The organism is Pseudomonas sp. GL_091 (genome assembly GCF_057837725.1).
Map to the genome: position 1 here is coordinate 1,671,701 of NZ_CM174451.1, position 22,511 is coordinate 1,694,211.

General features: G+C 60.1%; 20 protein-coding genes. All 20 read left to right on the forward strand.

What is annotated here, in order from left to right; all coding sequences use genetic code 11:
• The 20 genes from AC3ITY_RS07620 (at position 1) to fliG (ending at position 22,508) form a co-directional block, all read left to right on the forward strand.
• On the forward strand, positions 1–2,925 hold the full coding sequence (locus AC3ITY_RS07620; protein WP_489308322.1) for a TIGR00180 family glycosyltransferase: 2,925 nt from the start codon (positions 1–3) through the stop codon (positions 2,923–2,925).
• 125 nt (positions 2,926–3,050) lie between these two features.
• The gene (gene pseC / locus AC3ITY_RS07625) at positions 3,051–4,241 is read left to right on the forward strand and encodes a UDP-4-amino-4,6-dideoxy-N-acetyl-beta-L-altrosamine transaminase (protein WP_489308323.1); all 1,191 of its coding nucleotides are present in this window, start codon (positions 3,051–3,053) and stop codon (positions 4,239–4,241) included.
• On the forward strand, positions 4,241–4,861 hold the full coding sequence (locus AC3ITY_RS07630) for a pseudaminic acid biosynthesis-associated methylase (protein ID WP_489308324.1): 621 nt from the start codon (positions 4,241–4,243) through the stop codon (positions 4,859–4,861). The genes pseC and AC3ITY_RS07630 overlap by 1 nt, the downstream gene beginning before the upstream one ends.
• Entirely contained in the window at positions 4,858–5,565 is a 708-nt protein-coding gene (gene pseF, locus AC3ITY_RS07635; RefSeq protein WP_489308325.1) for a pseudaminic acid cytidylyltransferase, read from the forward strand. The genes AC3ITY_RS07630 and pseF overlap by 4 nt, the downstream gene beginning before the upstream one ends.
• Positions 5,562–7,067, forward strand: a complete 1,506-nt coding sequence (gene pseG, locus AC3ITY_RS07640) for a UDP-2,4-diacetamido-2,4,6-trideoxy-beta-L-altropyranose hydrolase (RefSeq protein ID WP_489308326.1) — start codon at positions 5,562–5,564, stop codon at positions 7,065–7,067. Before pseF ends, pseG begins: the two co-directional genes overlap by 4 nt.
• Entirely contained in the window at positions 7,060–8,112 is a 1,053-nt protein-coding gene (gene pseI, locus AC3ITY_RS07645; RefSeq protein WP_489308327.1) for a pseudaminic acid synthase, read from the forward strand. The genes pseG and pseI overlap by 8 nt, the downstream gene beginning before the upstream one ends.
• Before the next feature lie 225 nt (positions 8,113–8,337).
• Positions 8,338–9,264 carry a ketoacyl-ACP synthase III gene (locus AC3ITY_RS07650; RefSeq protein ID WP_477752404.1) on the forward strand — a complete coding sequence of 309 codons (927 nt, stop codon included), beginning with the start codon at positions 8,338–8,340 and terminating at the stop codon, positions 9,262–9,264.
• A 91-nt stretch (positions 9,265–9,355) separates the two neighbouring features.
• Positions 9,356–10,648, forward strand: coding sequence for a motility associated factor glycosyltransferase family protein (locus AC3ITY_RS07655; RefSeq protein WP_489308328.1), 1,293 nt, complete (start codon positions 9,356–9,358; stop codon positions 10,646–10,648).
• Positions 10,645–10,911 (forward strand): hypothetical protein, encoded by a 267-nt coding sequence (locus AC3ITY_RS07660; protein WP_489308329.1) that lies wholly within the window; start codon positions 10,645–10,647, stop codon positions 10,909–10,911. The genes AC3ITY_RS07655 and AC3ITY_RS07660 overlap by 4 nt, the downstream gene beginning before the upstream one ends.
• A gap of 242 nt (positions 10,912–11,153) precedes the next feature.
• Positions 11,154–12,005, forward strand: coding sequence for a flagellin domain-containing protein (locus AC3ITY_RS07665; RefSeq protein ID WP_057715895.1), 852 nt, complete (start codon positions 11,154–11,156; stop codon positions 12,003–12,005).
• Positions 12,006–12,077: 72 nt separating this feature from the next.
• Positions 12,078–12,437, forward strand: coding sequence for a flagellar protein FlaG (locus AC3ITY_RS07670; protein ID WP_489308330.1), 360 nt, complete (start codon positions 12,078–12,080; stop codon positions 12,435–12,437).
• 82 nt (positions 12,438–12,519) lie between these two features.
• Entirely contained in the window at positions 12,520–13,956 is a 1,437-nt protein-coding gene (gene fliD / locus AC3ITY_RS07675) for a flagellar filament capping protein FliD (RefSeq protein ID WP_489308331.1), read from the forward strand.
• 128 nt (positions 13,957–14,084) lie between these two features.
• Positions 14,085–14,480, forward strand: coding sequence for a flagellar export chaperone FliS (fliS, locus tag AC3ITY_RS07680; protein WP_151213381.1), 396 nt, complete (start codon positions 14,085–14,087; stop codon positions 14,478–14,480).
• Between the two features lie 10 nt (positions 14,481–14,490).
• Entirely contained in the window at positions 14,491–14,787 is a 297-nt protein-coding gene (fliT, locus tag AC3ITY_RS07685; RefSeq protein ID WP_015096255.1) for a flagellar protein FliT, read from the forward strand.
• A 172-nt stretch (positions 14,788–14,959) separates the two neighbouring features.
• Positions 14,960–16,435: a sigma-54 dependent transcriptional regulator gene (locus AC3ITY_RS07690; RefSeq protein ID WP_150724458.1), complete on the forward strand. Its 1,476-nt coding sequence runs from the start codon at positions 14,960–14,962 to the stop codon at positions 16,433–16,435.
• Between the two features lie 127 nt (positions 16,436–16,562).
• On the forward strand, positions 16,563–17,756 hold the full coding sequence (locus AC3ITY_RS07695) for a sensor histidine kinase (RefSeq protein ID WP_489310796.1): 1,194 nt from the start codon (positions 16,563–16,565) through the stop codon (positions 17,754–17,756).
• Positions 17,757–17,761: 5 nt separating this feature from the next.
• A complete protein-coding gene (locus tag AC3ITY_RS07700) occupies positions 17,762–19,147 on the forward strand; it encodes a sigma-54-dependent transcriptional regulator (RefSeq protein ID WP_489308332.1) in 1,386 nt (461 codons plus the stop codon).
• Between the two features lie 218 nt (positions 19,148–19,365).
• The gene (fliE, locus tag AC3ITY_RS07705) at positions 19,366–19,692 is read left to right on the forward strand and encodes a flagellar hook-basal body complex protein FliE (RefSeq protein ID WP_008052868.1); all 327 of its coding nucleotides are present in this window, start codon (positions 19,366–19,368) and stop codon (positions 19,690–19,692) included.
• Positions 19,693–19,708: 16 nt separating this feature from the next.
• Positions 19,709–21,496: a flagellar basal-body MS-ring/collar protein FliF gene (gene fliF / locus AC3ITY_RS07710; protein ID WP_489308333.1), complete on the forward strand. Its 1,788-nt coding sequence runs from the start codon at positions 19,709–19,711 to the stop codon at positions 21,494–21,496.
• Positions 21,489–22,508 (forward strand): flagellar motor switch protein FliG, encoded by a 1,020-nt coding sequence (gene fliG / locus AC3ITY_RS07715; protein ID WP_007983391.1) that lies wholly within the window; start codon positions 21,489–21,491, stop codon positions 22,506–22,508. Before fliF ends, fliG begins: the two co-directional genes overlap by 8 nt.
• The last annotated feature ends 3 nt before the right edge of the window (positions 22,509–22,511 follow it).

Here is a 22,511-nt window from a genome sequence, read left to right on the forward strand (position 1 = left end):
ATGCAAGGCAAGAATAATTCTGAACACGGGTTGGCACTCAACGAACAGTTGACCGTGGTGCTGATGTCTCACGAGCGGCCGGCATTTTTGCGCCGGGCGGCACGTTTCTACAGCGGCTTGCCTTGCAGGATTCTGGTGTTGGATTCTTCGACCGAAGGTCAGCCAAGCCTGGCCGGGCAGTTTGAAAATGTGGATTACCAGCATGTCCCGCAGTTTGGCTACTGGGGCGTTCGCGCCAAGCTGGCCTTTGGCGTGGAGCAAGTGACCACGCCGTTCATGGTGTTCGCCGCCGACGATGACTTCCATGTACATGACGCCCTGCGCGCCGCCGTGGCATTCATGGAGGCCAATCCCGACTACGGCCTGTGCCACGGTTACAGCATGATGTACCTGTCGCAACCTAACAGCGTCAGCTACTTGCGGCGTGACAAGAAGGTTTGCGAAGACTATTCGTCCGAGTACGCCGAGGAACGTGTGCTCGATTACATGCACCAGTACCTGCCGCCTTTCTATGCCGTACAGCGCACCGACCTGGTACGTGACTGGTATCAGGTGATGCCTCAGGATACGTCCTTCCAATGGCAGGAAATCGGTCACACGTACTACATGCTGGCGCGGGGCAAGGCGCGGATTCTGCCGATCCCGTATGTGGTGCGGGAGATGAACTACGGGTATTCGGACCACAACACCGAGATCTTCCACACGCTGGCTCATACCGATGCCAAGACGGTCGCCGAGCGTGAAGCCTTTGCCGCTTTCCTCTTCGGGCTGCCGACTCAAGTTCAAGGCGAGGACCCGGAGCAAGGCCGGCAGTTCGCACTGCAAAGCTTTGAGGCCTTGGCCGATAGCTTGCGCACCGGGCGCGCACTGACCACCGAGCTGATTATCGAGTCCGCCTGGACGAGCGTCGAGAAAGGCCCTGAGCGCCGTTTCGGCCCCAAGCAATACGTCGAAATGCCGTTCTACAATCAGCAGTTTTTCGATCAGTTGACCCAGTTCGAATTCCTGTTGCACGCCATGCCGGCCGGACGCGTTCAGTTGGCAGGCCTGGAAGGTATCTGGACCCGTCAGCAGAGCCTGATGCTGGCGCGTAACAATGACACGCCGGAAAGTGTGGTCGACCGTTTGTGGCAAGCCCACGACAGCAATGTGTTCAACCGCACGGTGGTCAAGCGTCTGGTGGCTCAGCTGGAACTGCTGGGCGAAGACGAAGAGGCGCAGACCCTGCGCGACTGGGCTGCACGTCTTGAGGCGGTGTCGGTCGAGGGTAATCGTGCAACATTCGACAAGATGCTCTCCGGTCGTTTGCTCAAGTGGCTTGCGCCCCGTCAGCCCGATGCCCATGAGGCAGAGTCGATCGCCCGGCACCTGGCGGCCAACGACGGTGGTCCACAGTTCGGGATCTTCCTGCTGGACCTGGATAACGACATCGACAAGCTGCAGGTCTCTCTCGACAGCCTGCTCGAAGGCCACGGCAAGGCGTTCAAAATCGTGGTCTTCACCACCGGTGAAGCACCGGCCGCGACCACGGCGCAGAACACCCTGCACTTTGTCCGGGTTACCCAAAGCAACTACGTCGACAAGCTGAACCAGAGTGCTCGTCAGTCGCCTTGCGACTGGTTGATGCTGGCTGAAGCCGGCGACGAATTCACCGCCGGTGGTCTGTTGCGTGCCAGCCTGGAACTGCTGTCTGCCGCGGATTGCTGCGCCGTCGCCACCGACGAAATCCAGCGCACCGCCGAAGGCGCACTGGTGGACGTGTTCCGGCCTGGCTTCAATCTGGATTTGCTGCAAAGCCTGCCGGCCTTGATGGCGCGTCACTGGCTGATCCGTCGGGAAGTGTTCATTGAAGTCGGCGGCTACCAGCCTGACTTCAGCAAGGCCCTGGAATTCGACCTGCTGCTGCGCATCATCGAGCAGGGTGGCCTCAACGGGCTGGCCCACCTGGATGAGCCGCTGGTGATTGCCCGGGCGCCGGTACTGGAAGAAAACGCCGATGAGCGCCTGGCGTTGTTGCGCCACCTGGTCAATCGCGGCTACAAGGCCAAGATCACTTCGACGGTGCCGGGTACTTATCAGATCGATTACCGCCACACCGAGCGCCCGCTGGTGTCGATTATCGTGCCGGCCGGGGGCAATCTTTCGGCCCTGCAACAGTGCCTGCAAGCGGTCTTGCTGCGAACTCGCTACATCCAGTTCGAAGTACTGATCGCACTCAACCCGAATCAGTCGGCCGAGGTCAATGACTGGCTCGGTACTTACCAGCATCCAAAAGTCAGCGTGCTGCGTGCCGACCAGACCCTCAGCGACGCGGCGTTGTACAACGCTGCCAGCCAGCAGGCGCAGGGCGAGTACCTGGTGCTGTTGGCCGCCGACAGTGAAGTGGTCAACCCGAACTGGCTTGAATCGCTGCTCAATCACGCCCAGCGTCCGGAAGTCGGCGTGGTCGGTCCCAAGTTGATCGACCGCGACGGCAAGGTCACACAGGCCGGGCTGGTTCTCGGCATGAACGGTGGTGTGGGCTCAGCCTTTGTCGGGGAAAAACACGACGCCGAAGGTTACCTGCACCGGTTGGCGCTGGAGCAGAACTACTCGGCGGTGTCGAAGGTGTGCCTGATGGTGCGTAAAGCGTTGTTCGACGAACTGGACGGTCTGGACAACGTGACCTTCGCCGACGGCTTGAGCGACGTCGATCTGTGCCTCAGGGCCGGTCAGGCCGGTTACCTCACTGTGTGGACGCCGCTGGTACAGGTCATTCATTCGGGTGAAGTGCCACAGGTGCCGCAGGCCCTCGATGCGCTGCGTGACAAGTGGGCGGCGGCCTTTGCCCAGGACCAGGCCTATAACGCCAACCTGGCCTTGAACGGCAAAGGCTTTACCCTGGGTGAAAGTGCTTCGGTGAACTGGGCGCAGATGCTCGGCTAGGCCCGGCGAACAGGTATAAGGATTCAAGGCATGTTCAACGGAAAATCGATTTTCATCGCAGGCGGGACCGGTTCGTTCGGGTGTCAGATCATCCGGGACGCGCTGGTGCGTGCCTGGTTGCCAGCATGATTCCTTACGCTCGACAAAGCCTTGATCAAGCGGACATCGACGCCGTGGTCGGTGTATTGCAGTCTGACTGGCTGACCCAGGGGCCGACCATCGAGCGCTTCGAGCGAGCGATGGCCGAACGCTGCGAGGCCGGTTTTGCCGTGGCGGTGTGCAATGCCACGGCGGCCCTGCACATCGCTTGCCTGGCGGCGGGGCTCGGCCCGGGCGATTGGCTGTGGACGACACCGAACACCTTTCTCGCCTCGGCAAACTGTGGTCGCTACTGCGGTGCCGAGGTGGATTTTGTCGATATCGACCCGCTGACCTGGAACCTCGATGCCGCTGCGCTGGCCGTCAAGCTGGAGCGGGCCGAGCGTGAAGGCCGGTTGCCGAAAGTCCTGGTGGCCGTGGCGTTCTCGGGGCAGAGCTGCGACATGCGCAGGATTGCCGCTTTGGCCAGGCGATATGGCGTAACGGTGATCGAAGACGCGGCCCATGCCGCTGGTGCGTCCTACGCCGGGCGCCCGGTGGGTTGTGGCGAGTTTGCCGCGATGACCGTGTTCAGCTTTCATCCGGTGAAGATCATCACCAGTGCCGAAGGTGGCATGGTGATGACCAACAGCCCGCAACTCGCCGAGCGTTTGCAACGCTTGCGCAGCCACGGCATGACCCGGGATCCGCAGCAAATGACCGGACCCAGCGACGGCCCCTGGTACTACGAGCAGGTGGAGCTGGGTTTCAACTACCGCATTACCGACCTGCAAGCGGCCCTTGGTTTGTCGCAGTTGAGCAAACTGGATGAGTTCATCGAGCGTCGGCGTGAACTGGCGGCGCGTTATGAGCGCTTGCTGGCGTATTTGCCGCTGACCTTGCCCGGTGCACAACCTGAGGCCGAGTCGTCATGGCATCTGTATGTGGTGCGCCTGCAACTCGATCAGATCAATCTCACTCATCGTGAGGTGTTCGAGGGCTTGCGAGCTGCCGGGGTCGGTGTGAACCTGCACTACATTCCCGTACATTTGCAGCCTTACTATCGTGATCTCGGGTTCGCCGAAGGAGATTTTCCGCAGGCCGAACGTTACTACGCAGAAGCCATCAGCCTGCCGTTGTATCCGTTGCTCAGTGATGAACAACAGGACTACGTGGTCGAGCAGATGCGGCAGCTGATCGAAATAATCCAGCCCTTGCGGCGGGTGGGAAATGTGTGATGCGTGAACTGACCGAACAGGAAACATTCTGGCAGGGCGAATTCGGCAACCAGTACGTTGAGCGCAATGTCGGGCAGCCGCTGGTGGCGGCCAACCTGGCGTTGTTCGCCAAGGCACTGACACGGGTCGGGCACATCGACACCCTGGTGGAACTGGGCACCAATGCCGGCAACAACCTGCAGGCATTGCGGCAGCTGTTGCCACGCTGCGAGTTGTTCGGCGTGGAGATCAATGCCAGCGCCTGTGCCGCGGCCCGGGCGTTGGGTATTGCACAGATCTGGCAGGGTTCGCTGTTCGATTTCCCCCGGGAACGCACCTTCGACCTGACCCTGAGCAAAGGCGTGCTGATTCACCTGGCACCAGAGTTGCTGCCGGCCGCGTACGCGCAACTGTATGAGCTGAGCCAGCGCTACATACTGATCGCCGAGTACTACAACCCGGCGCCGGTCGAGGTCCCGTATCGCGGCAACAGCGGCAAGTTGTTCAAGCGCGATTTTGCCGGTGAAATGCTCGATCGCTATGAGGACCTGCAACTGGTTGATTACGGTTTCGGTTACCACCGCGATCGGCAATTCCCGGTGGATGACATCACCTGGTTTGTCCTGGAAAAACGCCGTTGAACAACGTTGCCATCATCCCGGCCCGCGGTGGCAGCAAGCGCATACCCGGCAAGAACCTCAAACCGTTCGCCGGTGTGCCGATGATTGCCCGCTCGATTCAGGTCGCCCTGGAGTCCGGGTTGTTTTCCCGGGTGGTGGTCAGCACCGACGACGAGGAAATCGCCGGGCTGGCGCGGGACTGTGGCGCCCAGGTGCCCTTCATGCGCCCGGCGGCACTGGCCGATGACTTCACGGGTACCGCAGCGGTGATCGCCCATGCCCTGCAAGCCTTGGGTGAACAGGGTGATAAGTTTGATCGTGCCTGTTGCATCTACGCGACCGCGCCGTTGTTGCAATCGCGATTTCTTGCCCAGGGGCTGAGCCTGCTGGAACAGCATCCTGACAAGTCTTTCGCCTTCTCGGTGTGCGACTTCGGTTTCCCGGTTCAGCGAGCCCTGACCCTTGATGATCACGGTGCATTGACGGCGCTGTATCCGCAGTATCGTGATACCCGCTCCCAGGATTTGTCGATCGCCTATCAGGATGCCGGGCAGTTCTACTGGGGCCGCAGCGATGCCTGGCTGTGTGGCGAGGTGCTGTACTCGCCGTACAGCCTGCCGGTCATCCTGCCGCGTCATCTGGTGCAGGACATCGACACACCGCAGGACTGGAAGCGCGCGGAGTACCTGTATGCCGCGCTCAAAGCCGGAGGTGAACTGCAATGAGAGTGCTGATTCGCTCCGACGCCTCGCCGACCATCGGCAGCGGCCACATCGCGCGCTGCTTGTGCCTGGCCCGCGTATTGCGCAGGCAGGGCAGTCATGTGGCTTTCGCCTGTCGCCTGTTACCAGGGCATCGTCTGGAGGCACTGCGGGCCGAAGGTTTCGAAACCTTCGCGCTGCCCGAGCGCTACGAAGATGAAGACCCGCAGCAAGCCATCGAATCCATGCTGCCCTGGCAGGCAGACATCGCCGCGCTCGAGCCGCTGCTGGAACACCAGCCGGCGTTCGACTGGATCATTGTCGACCACTACGGCCTCGATCATCACTGGCAGACGGCTGCGCGGCGCTTTGCGCCACGGATCGCCGTGGTGGATGATCTCGCCACGCGAACCTACAGCGCCGACTTGCTGTTGAATCAGAACCTCTCGGGTACGCCAGAGGCTTATACCTCGCTGCTGGCGCCAGGCTGCCGGACATTGTTCGGCCCCCGATTCGCCATGTTGCGCGACGAGTTCCGTTGCCCGGCTATCGAAATCAAGCCCCAGGCCCGGCGTGTGCTGGTGAACTTCGGTGGGTTCGACGCTGCGATGCAGACCCATCATGCAATGCTGGCGCTGGCGGATTTTGCCGAGCTGGAAGTCGATTTTGTCGCCGGTGCGGGTAATCCGGCCTGGGCGCGGATGCAGGTGTTGGCGGCGAGTCGCCCGCATTGGCGCCTGCACAGTTTTGTCAGCGACTTTTATCGATTGATGACCGAGGCCGACCTGTTTGTCGGCGCGGGTGGCGGCACCAGTTGGGAGCGCGCGGCCATGGGGCTGCCGACGATTTGCATTGCCGTATCGAACAACCAGCAGGCCAACGGCGAGGTCATGGCGGCCGCGGGCGCCCATGTGTTCATGGGCGCCCGCGAGCAGGTCAGTGTCGAGCAGCTACGCCTGGCCATCGGCTTTGTCGCGGGTAACCAGGGGCTGCGCCAGAGCCTGGCGCAACAATCTCGACTGTTGGTCGATGGTCGTGGCGCGCAGCGGGTAGCGGTTGCGCTGGCCGGCGCGGTGCTGAGGGTGCGCCCGGCGACCCTGGGTGATGCGCAGCTGTTGTTCGACGGGCGCAACACCGAGGCCGTGCGCCGCTGGTCGCTGGAGACCGGCGTGATCGAATGGCCCGCGCATCAAAACTGGCTGGCCGCGAGCCTGAGCAATCCCCGGCGGCTGTTGTTGATTGCCGAGGCCGATGACGGTCCGGTCGGTGTGCTGCGTTATGACCTGCGTGGCTTTACCGCCGAGGTGTCGATTTACCTGTTCGAAGGCCGGTTCGGCCTGGGCTGGGGCAGGGCGCTGCTGGACCGTGGGGAGGACGTTGTGAAGGCTCACTGGCCAGAACTGGAGTCGCTCACCGCCCAGGTGTTGCCCGCTAACCAGCCGTCGCTGAAGGTCTTTCGCGAAGCCGGATTTACCCAGAGTGCCTGCGCGTTCACGCGCGTATTGAAGGATCACGCAGATGACTAGCTTCAAGATTGGCCAGCGCCTGATCGGTGCCGATGCGCCGCCGTTCATCATTGCCGAGATGAGCGGCAACCATAACCAGTCCCTGGACGTGGCGCTGCAAATCGTCGAGGCCGCGGCCAAAGCCGGTGCCCATGCGTTGAAGCTGCAGACCTATACCGCCGACACCATGACCCTGGACCTGGCCGAGGGCGAGTTTTTCATCAAGGACCCGAACAGCCTGTGGGCCGGTACTTCGTTGTACGCGCTGTACGAAAAGGCCCACACGCCCTGGGAATGGCATGCGCCGATTTTCGCTCGCGCCAGGGAACTGGGTCTGCTGGCGTTCTCCACGCCATTCGATGACAGCGCCGTGGACTTCCTCGAAAGCCTCGACGTGCCGGCCTACAAGATCGCCAGTTTCGAAAACACCGACCTGCCGCTGATACGCCGGGTGGCCGCGACGGGCAAGCCGCTGATCATTTCCACTGGCATGGCCAGCATCGCCGAACTCGATGAAACCGTGCGCGCCGCCCGCGAGGCCGGGTGCAAGGATCTGGTGCTGCTCAAATGCACCAGCACTTATCCGGCATCACCCGCGAACAGCAACCTGCGCACGATTGCTCATCTGCGCGAGTTGTTCGATTGCCAGGTGGGGCTGTCCGATCACTCCATGGGCGTTGGTGTGTCCGTGGCTGCGGTGGCACTGGGGGCAACGGTGGTGGAAAAGCATTTCACCCTCGACCGTGCGGCCGGTGGCGTCGACGCCAGTTTCTCGCTGGAGCCTTCCGAACTGGCCAGCCTGGTGATCGAAACCGAACGCGCCTGGCAAGCCATGGGGCAGGTGCATTACGGTGCCACCGAGGCTGAGCGCCAATCCCTGGTGTACCGTCGGTCGTTGTATGTGACCCGGGACATGGAGGCCGGCGAGCCCTTCGACGGGACAAATCTGAGAGCCATCCGTCCGGGGTTCGGGCTGGCGCCCAAGCATGCGCAAAGCCTCCTGGGACGCCGTGCCCGTCAGGCTATCAAGCGTGGAACAGCACTGGACTGGTCATTGGTCGAATGACCCGTTGCCGGGCTGATTCGGCAAAATAGCGTGACCTGCGAGTCAGAACGGGCATCTTCACTGTATTGTATTGACCGGGAAGATGGCGCCTGACCCTTTATCGGGTTCAGTGATGGCCCTCTACGCTTCCCGGCCGTCGCCTTGGGGTGGCGGAAATCCAGTTTGTCGGCGCCCCTCGATTGCTGCGAGTGGTGGTATTGGGCTGTTTATTATTGGGAAGCCGTAATGATTGGCATAAAGAGCATTGCGAGCTACGTTCCTGTAGCCGGCGTGGACAATTACGCACAAGGTGCAAAATTCGAGAAGGATGAAGAATTCATCCTGGGCAAGATCGGTTCGGCTTTCCTGCCGCGCAAGGGCGTTGATCAGGAAACTTCCGATCTGTGCGTTGAAGCGGCCAATGCGCTGTTTGCCAGCAATCCTGATCTGAAACGTGAATCCATCGATGCGTTGATCGTCGTCACCCAGAACGGTGATGAAGAAGGCCTGCCGCATACCGCGGCCATCGTTCAGGACAAACTCGGCCTGCCGACCAGCGTCGCCGCGTTCGATATTTCCCTGGGCTGTTCCGGTTACGTCTACGGCATCTATGCGATCAAGGGCTTCATGGAGGCCGCTGGCCTGAAGAACGGCCTGCTGATCACTGCCGACCCGTATTCGAAGATCGTCGACCCGGAAGACCGCAATACCACCATGCTGTTCGGCGATGCGGCCACGGCTACCTGGATGGGCGAAAACCCGACCTGGGCTCTGGGCAAGGCCAAGTTCGGCACCGATGGTTCCGGCGCTCCACATTTGAAAGTCACCGACGGCGTGTTCTTCATGAACGGTCGCCAGGTGTTCAACTTCGCACTGCTCAAGGTGCCGGCACATTTGCATGAGTTGCTCGGCGAGTCGCAACTGAGCGCCGACGACATCGATGCGTTCTGCATTCACCAGGGCAGCGCGGCGATTGTCGATGCAGTCGCGCGGCGCTTCGAAGAGTGCCCGCAGAAGTTCATCAAGGACATGGTCGAGACCGGTAACACGGTGTCCTCGAGCATTCCATTGCTGCTGGAAAAGCATATTCTCGATTCCGAATGGAAGCGCGTTGCGCTCAGCGGTTTCGGTGTGGGGCTGTCATGGGGTTCGGCGATCATCTATCGCCCTTGAGTGAAAGTCTTTTAATAAAAAAGGCCGGTACAAAAAAGCGCTCAAGGGTTAACCTTGAGCGCTTTTTTGCTTGTAAGGAATGCGAGGTAGCATGAGCGAATGCTTTGAAGACAATGCTCAGGTTATCCAGCGGCGCTGGCCGTCGCTGTATGCGCGATTGAAAGCGGAAGATGGCCTGGCCGTCGAGGTCGACCTGATCGAGGGGCGGGACTCGACGTTGTGTGTGGGTGGCATCCAGCTCACCAGCCGCCATGATCGCTTGGGCGAGGCCCGATTGCAGGCTGCCAACCTCCCACTCGACAAGGAACAGTTGCACGTCTACGGCACCGGTTTCGGCGATTTGCCTGCGGTTTTGCTGGAGCGCCCGGGGCTTGAAAAGCTCTATGTCCATATCCTCAACGGCGCGCTTTTCGCACTGGTGTTGCAGCTGATCGATCAGCGTCAGTGGTTGGGCGATCCGCGTGTGCAACTGCTGTATGCCGGCGATCTGTCGGACATCTGCACAGCGTTTTTTGCCTTGCCGGCCGAAATGCTGCTGGCGGATGACTTCAGTGCGAAGATTCGTGATCGCCTGGTCAGCGAAGTGCACTTGAGTTTCAACAATCGAGAATTCGACCCGCAGTCTCCGGTCATTCAGCAGCGCTTGCAGGACACCCTCGAAGTGCTGCTGGCCGATGATGATGTGGCACAGCTGTTTGGCACGTGTTCCGGGCGTGAAATCTATGTGATCGGCACAGGGCCCAGCCTTGAAGGGAATTTCGAGCGCCTGGCCGCCGTGCGTAATCAAACGCCACGCCCCCTGTTCATCAGCGTGGATACCGCTTACCGGCCCCTTCGCGAACACGGAATCAAACCTGACCTGGTCGTGAGCATCGATCAGCGCATCAGTGTGCTGCACCTGCCAGGCGAGGACTCCGAAGGCATTCCGCTGGTGTACTTGCCTTTGAGCGATCCACACATGCTGAAGGCCTGGAAAGGCAAACGGTATGGCGGTTATTCCGCCAGCCCGATCTACGCCGCGTTGCGTGAACAACACCCGCGTGCGCAGCTCTACGTCAGCGGCAGCGTGATCCATCCGGCGGTCGATCTGGCGGTGAAGATGGGCGCGCAGCGCATCACGCTTTTCGGTGCGGATTTTTCCTTTCCGATGAACAAGACCCATACCGGTTGGAATGATGGTGACCTGGGACCGCCAGTGAACCAGGCCAGGCACTGGGTGCACGATGGTCATGGGCAGAAGGTCAAGACGCAATTGAATTTCCGCAGTTACCTGTGCGAGCTCGAGCGTTACATTGCCAGGCATCCGGAGGTGCTTTTTTTCAATAGCAGTCGGGCTGGGGCAATGATTGCCGGTACGCAGTTCAACCAGGATTTCGCGCAATGAAGCCTCAAGTGAAAGGCATCGACGAGTACCGGCAGTGCGCAGGGCTTTTTCGCCTGGGACGTGATGTCGAAGCGGCGTTGAACATGGTTGATCTGTTCGATGAGGCGCAGCGGCTGTTTGCGCAGGCACCCCGGGATGTCCAGCAGGCCTGGGCCTTGATGCTCAGGCAGATGCTGGCCTGTCAGGAGCGCCAGGATTGGCTGGGGCTCGCCGATTTCATGGAATATGAATTGATCGAGTTGCTCGAAAACCTGTCGGTTTGAGGGGCGACGACCGCTTTGGTACGGGCGTTTGTGGGTCGGACAGTTTTATGGCGTCATTTTTTCGTGGTTGAGGGGCGCTAAGCCCTTGTTTTCTCGGGGGTGGCAGGGTGATGGCATTTTTTTTAAAAAAAGCCCTCAAGCAACCTGCCAACCCGACGATAACTATTACGAAGGTTCTCTAGGCCATACCCGGCGGTTGCCAGGGCCGGAAGCCGCAGTACCCAACCAACGAGGAATTCGTCATGGCTTTAACAGTAAACACCAACACCACGTCGTTGAACGTTCAGAAAAACCTGAACCGTGCTACCGACGCTCTGTCGACTTCGATGGCTCGCCTGTCTTCCGGCCTGAAAATCAACAGCGCCAAAGACGACGCCGCTGGCCTGCAGATCGCAACTCGCATGGCCGCACAGATTCGTGGTGGCAACCAGGCAGTGCAGAACGCCAACGACGGTATCTCCGTTGCCCAGACCGCTGAAGGCGCGCTGCAAGCTTCGACCGACATTCTGCAGCGTATGCGTGAACTGGCTGTTAAAGCACGTAACGGTACCAACAGCACTGCTGACCAGACCGCTACCAACTCCGAATTCGCTCAGATGTCTGACGAAATCACTCGTATCTCTGCCTCTACCAACCTGAACGGCAAAAACCTGCTGGACGGTACGGCTGGTACCATGCAACTGCAAGTTGGCGCCAACACTGGCTCGGCCAACCGCATCGACCTGGTACTGAGCTCCAAGTTCGACGCCGTATCCCTGTCCGTAGGCAGCGGTACAGTTGTTCTGACCGGTGCGACTTCCGCTACCCTGTCTGCCAACATCGACAATGCGATCACCGCGATCGACGCTGCTCTGGCATCGATCAACGCCACCCGCGCAAACCTGGGTGCTTCGCAGAACCGTCTGACCAGCACCATCTCCAACCTGCAGAACATCGTGGAAAACACCACTGCTGCACAAGGCCGTGTACAAGACACCGACTTCGCCGCAGAAACCGCGAACCTGACCAAGCAGCAAACCCTGCAACAGGCTTCTACCTCGGTTCTGGCTCAAGCCAACCAACTGCCTTCCGCTGTACTGAAGCTGCTTCAGTAATTTCGGAATGAGTTTAAGCGGGGGAGTGTGCTTGTCATGCTCTCTCGCTTTTTACGTTAAGAGGTGATGGGCATGGAGATGAGCGTAAAGCTTGGCGTGTCTTATCCGGCTCCGGCTCCCCAGCCAGCGAGCGCTGTCTCGGATAAAGCGCCGGAAAAGCCTGAAGCCGCCAAAGTGACGCCAGTGGCGGATAAAAAAACGGATGTGGATGGCGCCCATTTGAAGCAGGCGGTGCAGCAGATCGAAAAGTTCGTACAGTCGATCAAGCGCAATCTGGAGTTCTCGATAGACGAGCAATCCGGAAAGGTCGTCGTCAAAGTGATTGCAAGCGAAACGGGCGAAGTCGTGCGACAGATCCCCTCCGCAGAGGCCCTCAAGCTGGCGGAAAGCCTGAGCAATGCGAGCCACGTATTGTTCGACGCCAAGGTCTGATAGCTGGCATGAATAGTGTTTGTACGTTCTTGGGCGCAGGTATTGGTCAAAAGAGTGGCAGCAACCTGAAGGGAGACGAAAAATGGCAAGTCCAATTTTGCCGGGTACGGGCTTAGGCTCCGGCCTGGATATCGGTGCGATCGTCACTGCGCTGGTCAACGCCGACAAATCGGCGAAACAGACGCAGATCGATACTCAGACCAAAACCAACACGCTGAAGATTTCCGGTGTCGGTTCCCTGAAAAGCGCACTGACGGCCTTTCAGACGGCGCTGACCAATCTCGGTAGCAAGACCAATCCTGCGTTTGCGGGCTATACCGCCACTTCGGGTACCCCGTCGATCCTGGGTGCAACTTCCGACAACACCGCCGTTGCCGGTACCTACAGCGTTGTTGTGAATAATCTGGCCACCAGCTCGAAAGTCGCCAGTGCTTCTTTTGCCGGCGGTGCCGCCAGTGCCATTCCGAGTGGTACTTTGAAAATCAGTCAGAATGGCACTGATTACGATGTCACGATTCCAGCCAATGCGACCTTGCAGAGCACCCGGGATGCCATCAACACTGCGCAGGCGAGTAATGGTATTTCTGCCAACATCGTGACCGACAGCAGCGGTGCGTCACGGCTGGTGATCAGTACCAGCAAGACCGGCGCGGGTTCCGACCTTACGGTCAGCGGTATCGCCGGCCTTGATATCGACGGCACCCAACCGATGGGCGCTAACCCTTCGGCTACCAGTTCGGGGGCTGTCAACGGGGTTGCGGTGGATGCATCGCTGACCATCGATGGCCTGGCAGTGACCAGCAAGAGCAATACGGTGACCGGTGCAGTCAGCGGCCTGACCCTGAACCTGGCGTCCGTGAGCCCGGGTACGCCGCCGGCTGCTGCGACAATCACCGTCGCGACTAACACCACCGGTTTGCAGACGTCGATCCAATCGTTCGTTGATTCCTACAACACCCTGATGAACACCATCAACTCCCTGTCCAAGGCGACAGCGGATGCCGATGGCAGCCTGACGGTTCAGGCGGCGTTTACCGGCGACTCGATGTCGCGCACGCTGATTTCCGATATCCGCGGTGTGCTGACGGCTCCCGGGGCGGGCGGTCCATTGGCCGTGCTGTCGCAGATCGGCGTGTTGACGAACGAGAAAACCGGCAACCTGGCGTTCAACACCACGGCGTTCAACGAGAAGATGGCCATCAACGGCATGAGCGGCCAGATGCAGCAGTTGTTCAACGGTAGCAATGCTACCAACGGCCTGCTGGCGCGCATGGGCACCGCAATCCAGCCTTATGTGCAGACGGGCGGGTTGCTTGATCAGCGCAATACCAACCTGCAGAGCGTGAGCAAGAACCTTTCAACTCAGCAGACTGCGTTGGACTTTCGTGTCGCCAACATGACCAAGACGTTGACTGCCAAATACAACGCAATGGACCTTTTGGTCGGGCAAATGAAGGCGACGGCGACGAACATCACCTCGTTCTTCACTTCCTTGAACGCCCAGAAGTCCAACAGCTAGTCAAAAGCTGTCGACAAAACCCGGCTACGCATTTTCGCGTGTGCCGGGTTTTTGTCTTTTGCTCTAAAGTTTCCCGGTGCGCGGACGATACACTGGCTATACGAGTCATTGTGGTAATGAGGTAGAACATGAATCCAATGTTAGCCCTTCGGCAGTATCAGAAAGTGGGCGCGCACGCCCAGACGTCCGAAGCGAGTCCGCATCGTTTGGTGCAAATGCTCATGGAAGGTGGCCTGGACCGTATCGCTCAGGCCAAAGGTGCCCTGGAGCGCAAGGACATTCCCGGCAAGTGTGTGTCGATCAGCAAGGCGATTGGCATCATCGGTGGCTTGCGTGAAGGCCTGGATCTTGAAAAATGCGCCGATACCGTGGGCGAACTCGACAGCCTTTACATCTACATGATGAAGCGCCTGGCCGAGGCGAACATCAGCAGCGACCCGAGGATTCTCGATGAGGTCGCGGGCTTGCTGCGCACGGTGAAAGAAGGCTGGGACGGCATTGCTGCGCCAGGTCCGCAGTTCTAGGGAGATCGCCATGAGTCTTGTATTGCAGCGAATAGAACAAACTCGTGAAGCGCTGGTCGGTGCCTTGGCCGAGCGCGACTGGGAGGCTATCGGTCAATTGGACCTGGATTGCCGTTCCTGCATGGAAGACGTCTTGAGCGAGGCTTCGCTGGACGAAGAAGTTCTGCGTAGCAATCTTGAGGAGTTGCTGTATGTCTACAAGCAGCTACTTGAGGTAGCGATGGGGGAGAGGCAGGCGATAGTCGATGAAATGTCTCAGATCCAGCAAGCGCGGAACGCAGCAAAGGTTTACCATCTGTTTGGTTAATTAACCCCAAGTTAATCCAGATATGTGCGCCATAAATTTGACTGTGCGCGGTTTTTTGACTTAACTAGTGGCTGGTTCCAGATTTCAGTCGTCTTCAGGCATAACATGTCTGCAAGCGTCTAGCTTGCCCCAGCATTTTGGGCATTGAGTTGACTAGGGAAGTTGCTATTGCATGTGGCGTGAAACCAAAATTCTGCTGATTGATGACGATAGCGTCCGCCGCCGCGACCTGGCGGTGATTTTAAATTTTCTCGGTGAAGAAAATTTACCCTGCGGAAGCCATGACTGGCAGCAGGCTGTCGGCTCTTTGTCGTCAAGTCGTGAAGTAATCTGTGTCCTCATCGGGACGGTCAATGCTCCTGGTTCACTTCTGGGTTTGTTAAAGACACTCTCGACATGGGATGAGTTCCTTCCGGTTTTGTTAATGGGCGATAATTCTTCCATTGACCTGCCGGAAGACCAGCGTCGGCGAGTGCTTTCGACCCTCGAAATGCCGCCCAGCTACAGCAAATTGCTCGATTCGCTGCACCGTGCCCAGGTCTATCGCGAGATGTACGACCAGGCCCGCGAGCGCGGTCGTCATCGCGAACCCAATCTTTTCCGCAGTCTTGTCGGCACCAGCCGGGCGATTCAACACGTCCGCCAGATGATGCAGCAAGTCGCCGACACCGATGCCAGCGTGCTGATCCTCGGTGAGTCCGGCACCGGCAAGGAAGTGGTTGCGCGCAACCTGCATTACCATTCCAAGCGCCGCGAAGCGCCGTTCGTGCCGGTCAACTGCGGGGCCATCCCGGCGGAGCTGCTGGAAAGCGAATTGTTCGGCCATGAGAAGGGCGCCTTTACCGGGGCGATCACCAGTCGCGCCGGTCGATTCGAACTGGCCAACGGCGGCACCCTGTTCCTCGATGAAATCGGCGACATGCCGCTGCCGATGCAGGTCAAGTTGCTGCGCGTGTTGCAGGAGCGCACCTTCGAGCGCGTGGGCAGCAACAAGACCCAGAGCGTCGACGTGCGCATCATTGCGGCGACCCACAAGAATCTCGAAAGCATGATCGAGATCGGCACCTTCCGCGAAGACCTGTACTACCGCCTGAATGTGTTCCCGATCGAGATGGCGCCGCTGCGTGAGCGCGTCGAAGACATTCCGTTGCTGATGAACGAGCTGATCTCGCGCATGGAGCACGAAAAGCGCGGTTCGATCCGATTCAACTCGGCGGCGATCATGTCGCTGTGCCGGCATGGCTGGCCGGGCAACGTCCGTGAACTGGCCAACCTGGTGGAGCGCATGGCGATCATGCATCCATACGGCGTGATCGGCGTGGTCGAGTTGCCGAAGAAATTCCGCTACGTCGACGATGAAGACGAGCAAATGGTCGACAGCCTGCGCAGCGATCTGGAAGAGCGCGTGGCCATCAACGGCCATACCCAGGACTTCACGGCCAATGCCATGCTGCCGCCGGAAGGCCTGGACCTGAAGGACTACCTCGGTGGTCTGGAACAGGGGCTGATCCAGCAAGCGCTGGATGACGCCAATGGCATTGTGGCCCGCGCCGCTGAGCGCCTGCGCATCCGTCGTACCACGTTGGTGGAAAAGATGCGCAAGTACGGCATGAGCCGTCGTGATGGAGATGAACAGGCGGATGATTGACGCCTGTTTTCCAATCCATTCATTTATAAGAAGTTTTTTTAGGCACGGGTATTGCTACATCCCTCGCAACGTTCCGTTTCACTGACGGTCAGCCAAGCGAGAGAGCACAATGCCCCAAGCCGCCCAGATGTCTCCTGTCCCTGACGCTTCGCGGCAACCGTCGTCCGTAGAGCAGGCGAGCCGGCTTGGCCTTGAGCAGGCATTCGCGCTGTTCAATCAGATGTCCAGTCAGTTGACCGATTCCTACAGCATGCTTGAAGCCCGGGTCGCCGAGCTCAAGGGTGAATTGGCGGTGGTCAGTGCGCAGCGCATGCAGGAGCTGGCGGAAAAAGAACGCCTGGCCAACCGCCTGCAAAACCTCCTTGATCTGTTACCCGGTGGTGTCATCGTCATTGACGCCCAGGGCATTGTGCGCGAAGCCAATCCGGCGGCGTGCGAGTTGCTGGGTTTACCGCTCGAAGGCGAATTGTGGCGCCACGTCATTGCCCGCTGTTTTGCGCCGCGCGAAGACGATGGTCATGAAATCTCCCTCAAGGATGGTCGGCGTCTGTCGATCGCCACGCGCTCGCTGGACGCCGAGCCCGGCCAGTTGGTGTTGCTCAACGACCTGACCGAAACCCGCCATCTGCAGGATCAACTGGCCCGTCATGAGCGTCTGTCGTCGCTGGGGCGCATGGTCGCTTCGTTGGCTCATCAGATACGTACGCCGCTGTCCGCCGCGCTGCTGTATGCCAGTCATCTGACCGAGCAAGAGCTGCCGGTCGCTACCCAGCAGCGCTTTGCCGGGCGCCTCAAGGAGCGCCTGCACGAACTGGAGCACCAGGTGCGCGACATGTTGGTCTTCGCCCGTGGCGAGTTGCCGCTGACCGACCGTGTGACGCCCGGTCAACTGATGCAATCGTTGCAAGCGGCGGCGCTGACCCACGTGCAGGATCTGCCGATCCGCTGGCAGTGCGACAGTCACTCGGGGGAGTTGCTGTGCAATCGCGACACCCTGGTCGGCGCGATCCTCAATCTGATCGAGAACGCCATCCAGGCCAGTGCCGGTCAATTGCGACTCAAGATTCACCTCTACACCCGCGGCAACAACCTGCGCCTGTGCGTCAGTGACAGTGGCAGCGGTATCAGTGCGGCCGTTCTGGCGCGATTGGGCGAACCCTTTTTTACCACCAAGAGCACCGGTACAGGTCTTGGCCTGACCGTGGTCAAGGCCGTGGCGCGTGCTCATCGGGGCGAATTGCAGTTGCGTTCGCGACTCGGTCGCGGCACCTGCGCACAGGTGATCCTGCCGTTGTTCAGCAGCGCTCAAGGAGCGGAGTGACGCAGATGGGTATCAAGGTTCTGCTGGTCGAGGACGACCGCGCGTTGCGCGAGGCGCTGGCCGATACGCTATTGCTCGGGGGGCACGATTACAAGGCGGTGGGTTCGGCAGAGGAGGCGTTGCTTGCAGTCGGCGGCGAGGCCTTCAACCTGGTGATCAGCGACGTCAACATGCCGGGCATGGACGGCCACCAGTTGCTGGGCCTGCTGCGAGCGCGGCAGCCGCAGTTGCCGGTGTTGCTGATGACCGCTCACGGTGCGGTCGAGCGTGCGGTCGATGCGATGCGCCAAGGGGCGGCGGACTACCTGGTCAAGCCTTTCGAGCCCAAGGCGTTGCTCGATCTGGTGGGGCGTCATGCCCTGGGCAGTCTCGGCCTGACCGAGGGCGAAGGGCCAGTAGCGTTCGAGCCGGCGAGTGCGCAATTGCTCGAGTTGGCGGCGCGGGTCGCGCGCAGTGATTCCACGGTGTTGATCTCGGGTGAGTCGGGCACGGGCAAGGAGGTGCTGGCACGTTACATCCATCAGCATTCTCATCGCGCCCGTCAGCCGTTCATTGCGATCAACTGTGCGGCAATCCCGGACAACATGCTCGAAGCGACCTTGTTCGGTCACGAGAAGGGCTCCTTCACCGGCGCCATTGCCGCGCAAGCCGGCAAGTTCGAGCAGGCCGACGGCGGTACCATTCTGCTCGATGAAATTTCCGAAATGCCCCTGGGGCTCCAGGCCAAATTGCTGCGCGTGCTGCAAGAGCGCGAGGTCGAACGGGTTGGGGCGCGTAAACCGATCACGCTGGACATTCGCGTGGTCGCGACCACCAATCGCGACCTGGCGGGTGAAGTGGCGGCAGGGCGCTTCCGCGAAGATCTTTACTATCGCCTGTCGGTATTTCCCCTGGCCTGGCGCCCATTGCGCGAACGTACCGCCGACATCCTGCCGCTGGCCGAGCGCCTGCTGGCCAGGCACGTCAATAAAATGATGCATTCGGCTGCCAGATTGTCGCCCGAGGCCCAGGCGTGCCTGATCGGTTATCCGTGGCCGGGTAACGTGCGTGAACTGGACAACGCGATTCAGCGTGCGCTGATTCTGCAGCAGGGTGGCTTGATCCAGCCGCAGGATTTCTGCCTGGCCGGGCCGGTGACTTGCGCTCCTCTGCCTGCATTGGCGCAGGCGCCGATGCGTGCCGTGGAAGTCGAATCCGAGTCGGCTGGTGCGCTGGGTGATGACCTGCGTCGCCGTGAATTCCAGATGATCATCGATACCTTGCGCGCCGAGCGCGGTCGTCGCAAAGAGGCGGCCGAGCGCCTGGGCATCAGCCCGCGCACCTTGCGCTACAAGCTGGCGCAGATGCGCGATGCCGGCATGGATGTGGAAGCCTTTTTGTTCGCGACTTGACCGTGTTCCTGTAGGAGCGAGCTTGCTCGCGATGGTCGTTAACGATAACGCGGGGATTCAGAATAAATACGTTGTTCTTGGGTTCATCGTCGGAACGCCGCCCGGAGCAAGCTCGCTCCTACAGATGAGGCGCCGGGAAAGCTGGCACCCTTGTTGCTAACACCTCATTACCCGCCGAGTGAGTGTCAAAAAATTGCGGGTCGTCAAAGAGAGAAACCATGAGCCAAGGTATTGAATTCAATCGGTTGATGCTGGATATGCGCGCCATGCAAATGGATGCCATGTCTGCGCCGAAATCGACTGCCGTCCCTGAAATGACGGGCAGCAGCTTTTCCGACATGTTCGGTCAGGCCATCAATAAAGTGAACGACACCCAGCAGGCTTCCACGCAGTTGGCCAGTGCGTTCGAAATCGGCAAAAGCGGCGTCGACCTCACGGACGTGATGATTTCTTCGCAGAAGGCCAGCGTGTCATTCCAGGCGTTGACCCAAGTGCGCAACAAAGTGGTTCAGGCCTACCAAGACATCATGCAGATGCCGGTTTAAAGGACGAGATTGAGTCATGGCAGAAGCAGTCGCCGATAACGTTCCGGCCAAGGCCACCCCAATAGATGGCAAGCCGCCGCTGTTCGGGTTGTCCTTCCTGGAAAACCTCTCCGAGATGACCATGTTGCGTCAGGTGGGCCTGTTGGTCGGCCTGGCAGCGAGCGTGGCGATTGGTTTTGCCGTGGTGTTGTGGTCCCAGCAACCGGACTACCGGCCTCTGTACGGCAGTCTTGCCGGGATGGACGCCAAGCAGGTCATGGATACCCTGGCCTCCGCCGATATTCCGTACACCGTCGAACCCAATTCCGGTGCCTTGCTGGTCAAGGCCGATGACCTGTCCCGTGCGCGGCTCAAGCTCGCGGCCGCTGGTGTCACTCCCAGCGACGGCAACATTGGTTTTGAAATCCTCGACAAGGAACAGGGACTGGGCACCAGCCAGTTCATGGAAGCGACCCGCTATCGTCGTGGCCTCGAAGGCGAACTGGCCCGCACCATCTCCAGCCTGAACAACGTCAAGGGTGCCCGCGTGCACCTGGCGATCCCGAAAAGCTCGGTGTTCGTGCGCGACGAGCGCAAGCCGAGCGCTTCGGTTCTGGTAGAACTCTATTCCGGTCGCTCCCTCGAACCCGGCCAGGTGGTGGCCATCATCAACCTGGTGGCGACCAGCGTTCCCGAACTCAGCAAGTCGCAGATCACCGTGGTCGACCAGAAGGGCAACCTGCTCTCGGATCAGGCGGAAAACTCCGAACTGACCATGGCCGGCAAGCAGTTCGACTACAGCCGTCGCATGGAAAGCATGCTCACCCAGCGCGTGCACAACATCCTGCAGCCGGTGCTGGGCAACGACCGTTACAAGGCCGAAGTTTCGGCTGACGTGGATTTCAGTGCGGTCGAGTCGACTTCCGAGCAGTTCAATCCGGACCAGCCGGCATTGCGCAGCGAACAGTCGGTCAACGAACAACGTACCGCCAGCAATGGTCCGCAAGGCGTACCGGGTGCCTTGAGCAACCAGCCGCCGTCACCGGCCTCCGCACCGCAAACCACTGGTGGCGCCACCGCGTCGGCGGGTATGGTGCAGCCAGGCCAGCCGCTGATCGATGCCAACGGCCAGCAAATCATGGACCCGGCCACCGGTCAGCCGATGCTCGCCCCATACCCGGCGGACAAGCGTCAACAATCGACCAAGAACTTCGAACTCGACCGTTCCATCAGCCACACCAAGCAGCAGCAGGGCCGGTTGAATCGCCTGTCGGTGTCGGTGGTGGTCGATGATCAGGTCAAGATCAACCCGGCCAACGGCGAAACCAGCCGTGCGCCCTGGAGCGCCGATGAATTGGCGCGCTTCACGCGTCTGGTGCAGGACGCAGTCGGCTTCGATGCCAGCCGTGGTGACAGCGTCAGCGTAATCAACATGCCGTTCTCCGCCGAACGCGGTGAAGTGATTGCCGATATTCCGTTCTACTCCCAGCCGTGGTTCTGGGACATCGTCAAGCAAGTGCTGGGTGTGTTGTTCATTCTGGTGCTGGTGTTCGGTGTGCTGCGTCCGGTGCTCAACAACATCACCGGTGGCGGCAAGGGCAAGCAGCTGGCCGGTATCGGCAGCGACGTCGAGTTGGGGGGCATGGGCGGTCTGGATGGCGAACTGGCCAACGACCGTGTCAGCCTCGGTGGCCCGACCAGCATCCTGCTGCCGAGCCCGAGCGAAGGCTATGACGCTCAGTTGAACGCAATCAAGAGTCTGGTGGCAGAAGACCCGGGTCGCGTGGCCCAGGTCGTGAAAGAGTGGATTAACGCAGATGAGTGATAACCGAGCCGTTGCCGCCAAACTGTCCAAGGTCGACAAGGCCGCAATCCTGTTGCTGTCCCTGGGCTCCACCGACGCGGCCCAGGTGCTGCGCCACATGGGCCCTAAAGAGGTTCAGCGCGTGGGCGTGGCCATGGCCCAGATGGGTAATGTGCACCGCGAGCAGGTCGAGCAGGTGATGAGCGAGTTCGTCGATATCGTCGGCGACCAGACCAGCCTGGGCGTCGGCTCCGACGACTATGTGCGCAAAATGCTCACCCAGGCCCTGGGCGAAGACAAGGCCAACGGCCTGATCGACCGCATCCTGCTCGGTGGCAACACCAGCGGCCTCGACAGCCTGAAGTGGATGGAGCCGCGCGCCGTCGCCGACGTGATCCGTTACGAGCACCCGCAGATCCAGGCGATCGTGGTGGCGTATCTCGATCCGGACCAGGCCGGTGAAGTACTCGGCAACTTCGACCACAAGGTGCGGCTGGACATCATCCTGCGGGTGTCTTCGCTGAACACCGTACAGCCAGCGGCCTTGAAAGAACTCAACCAGATTCTCGAGAAGCAGTTCTCCGGCAACTCGAATGCCTCGCGCACCACCCTGGGTGGCATCAAGCGCGCGGCGGACATCATGAACTTCCTCGACAGCTCGATCGAAGGCCAGCTCATGGACTCGATCCGCGAAGTCGACGAAGACCTGTCCGGTCAGATCGAAGACCTCATGTTCGTCTTCAACAACCTGGCCGATGTCGACGACCGCGGCATCCAGGCGCTGTTGCGCGAAGTGTCCTCCGATGTGCTGGTGCTGGCCCTCAAGGGCTCGGACGAAGGCGTTAAGGAGAAGATCTTCAAGAACATGTCCAAGCGTGCGGCCGAACTGTTGCGCGACGACCTGGAAGCCAAGGGCCCGGTGCGCGTCAGCGACGTGGAAACCGCGCAGAAGGAAATCCTCACCATCGCCCGTCGTATGGCCGAAGCCGGAGAAATCGTGCTCGGCGGCAAGGGCGGCGAGGAAATGATCTAACAC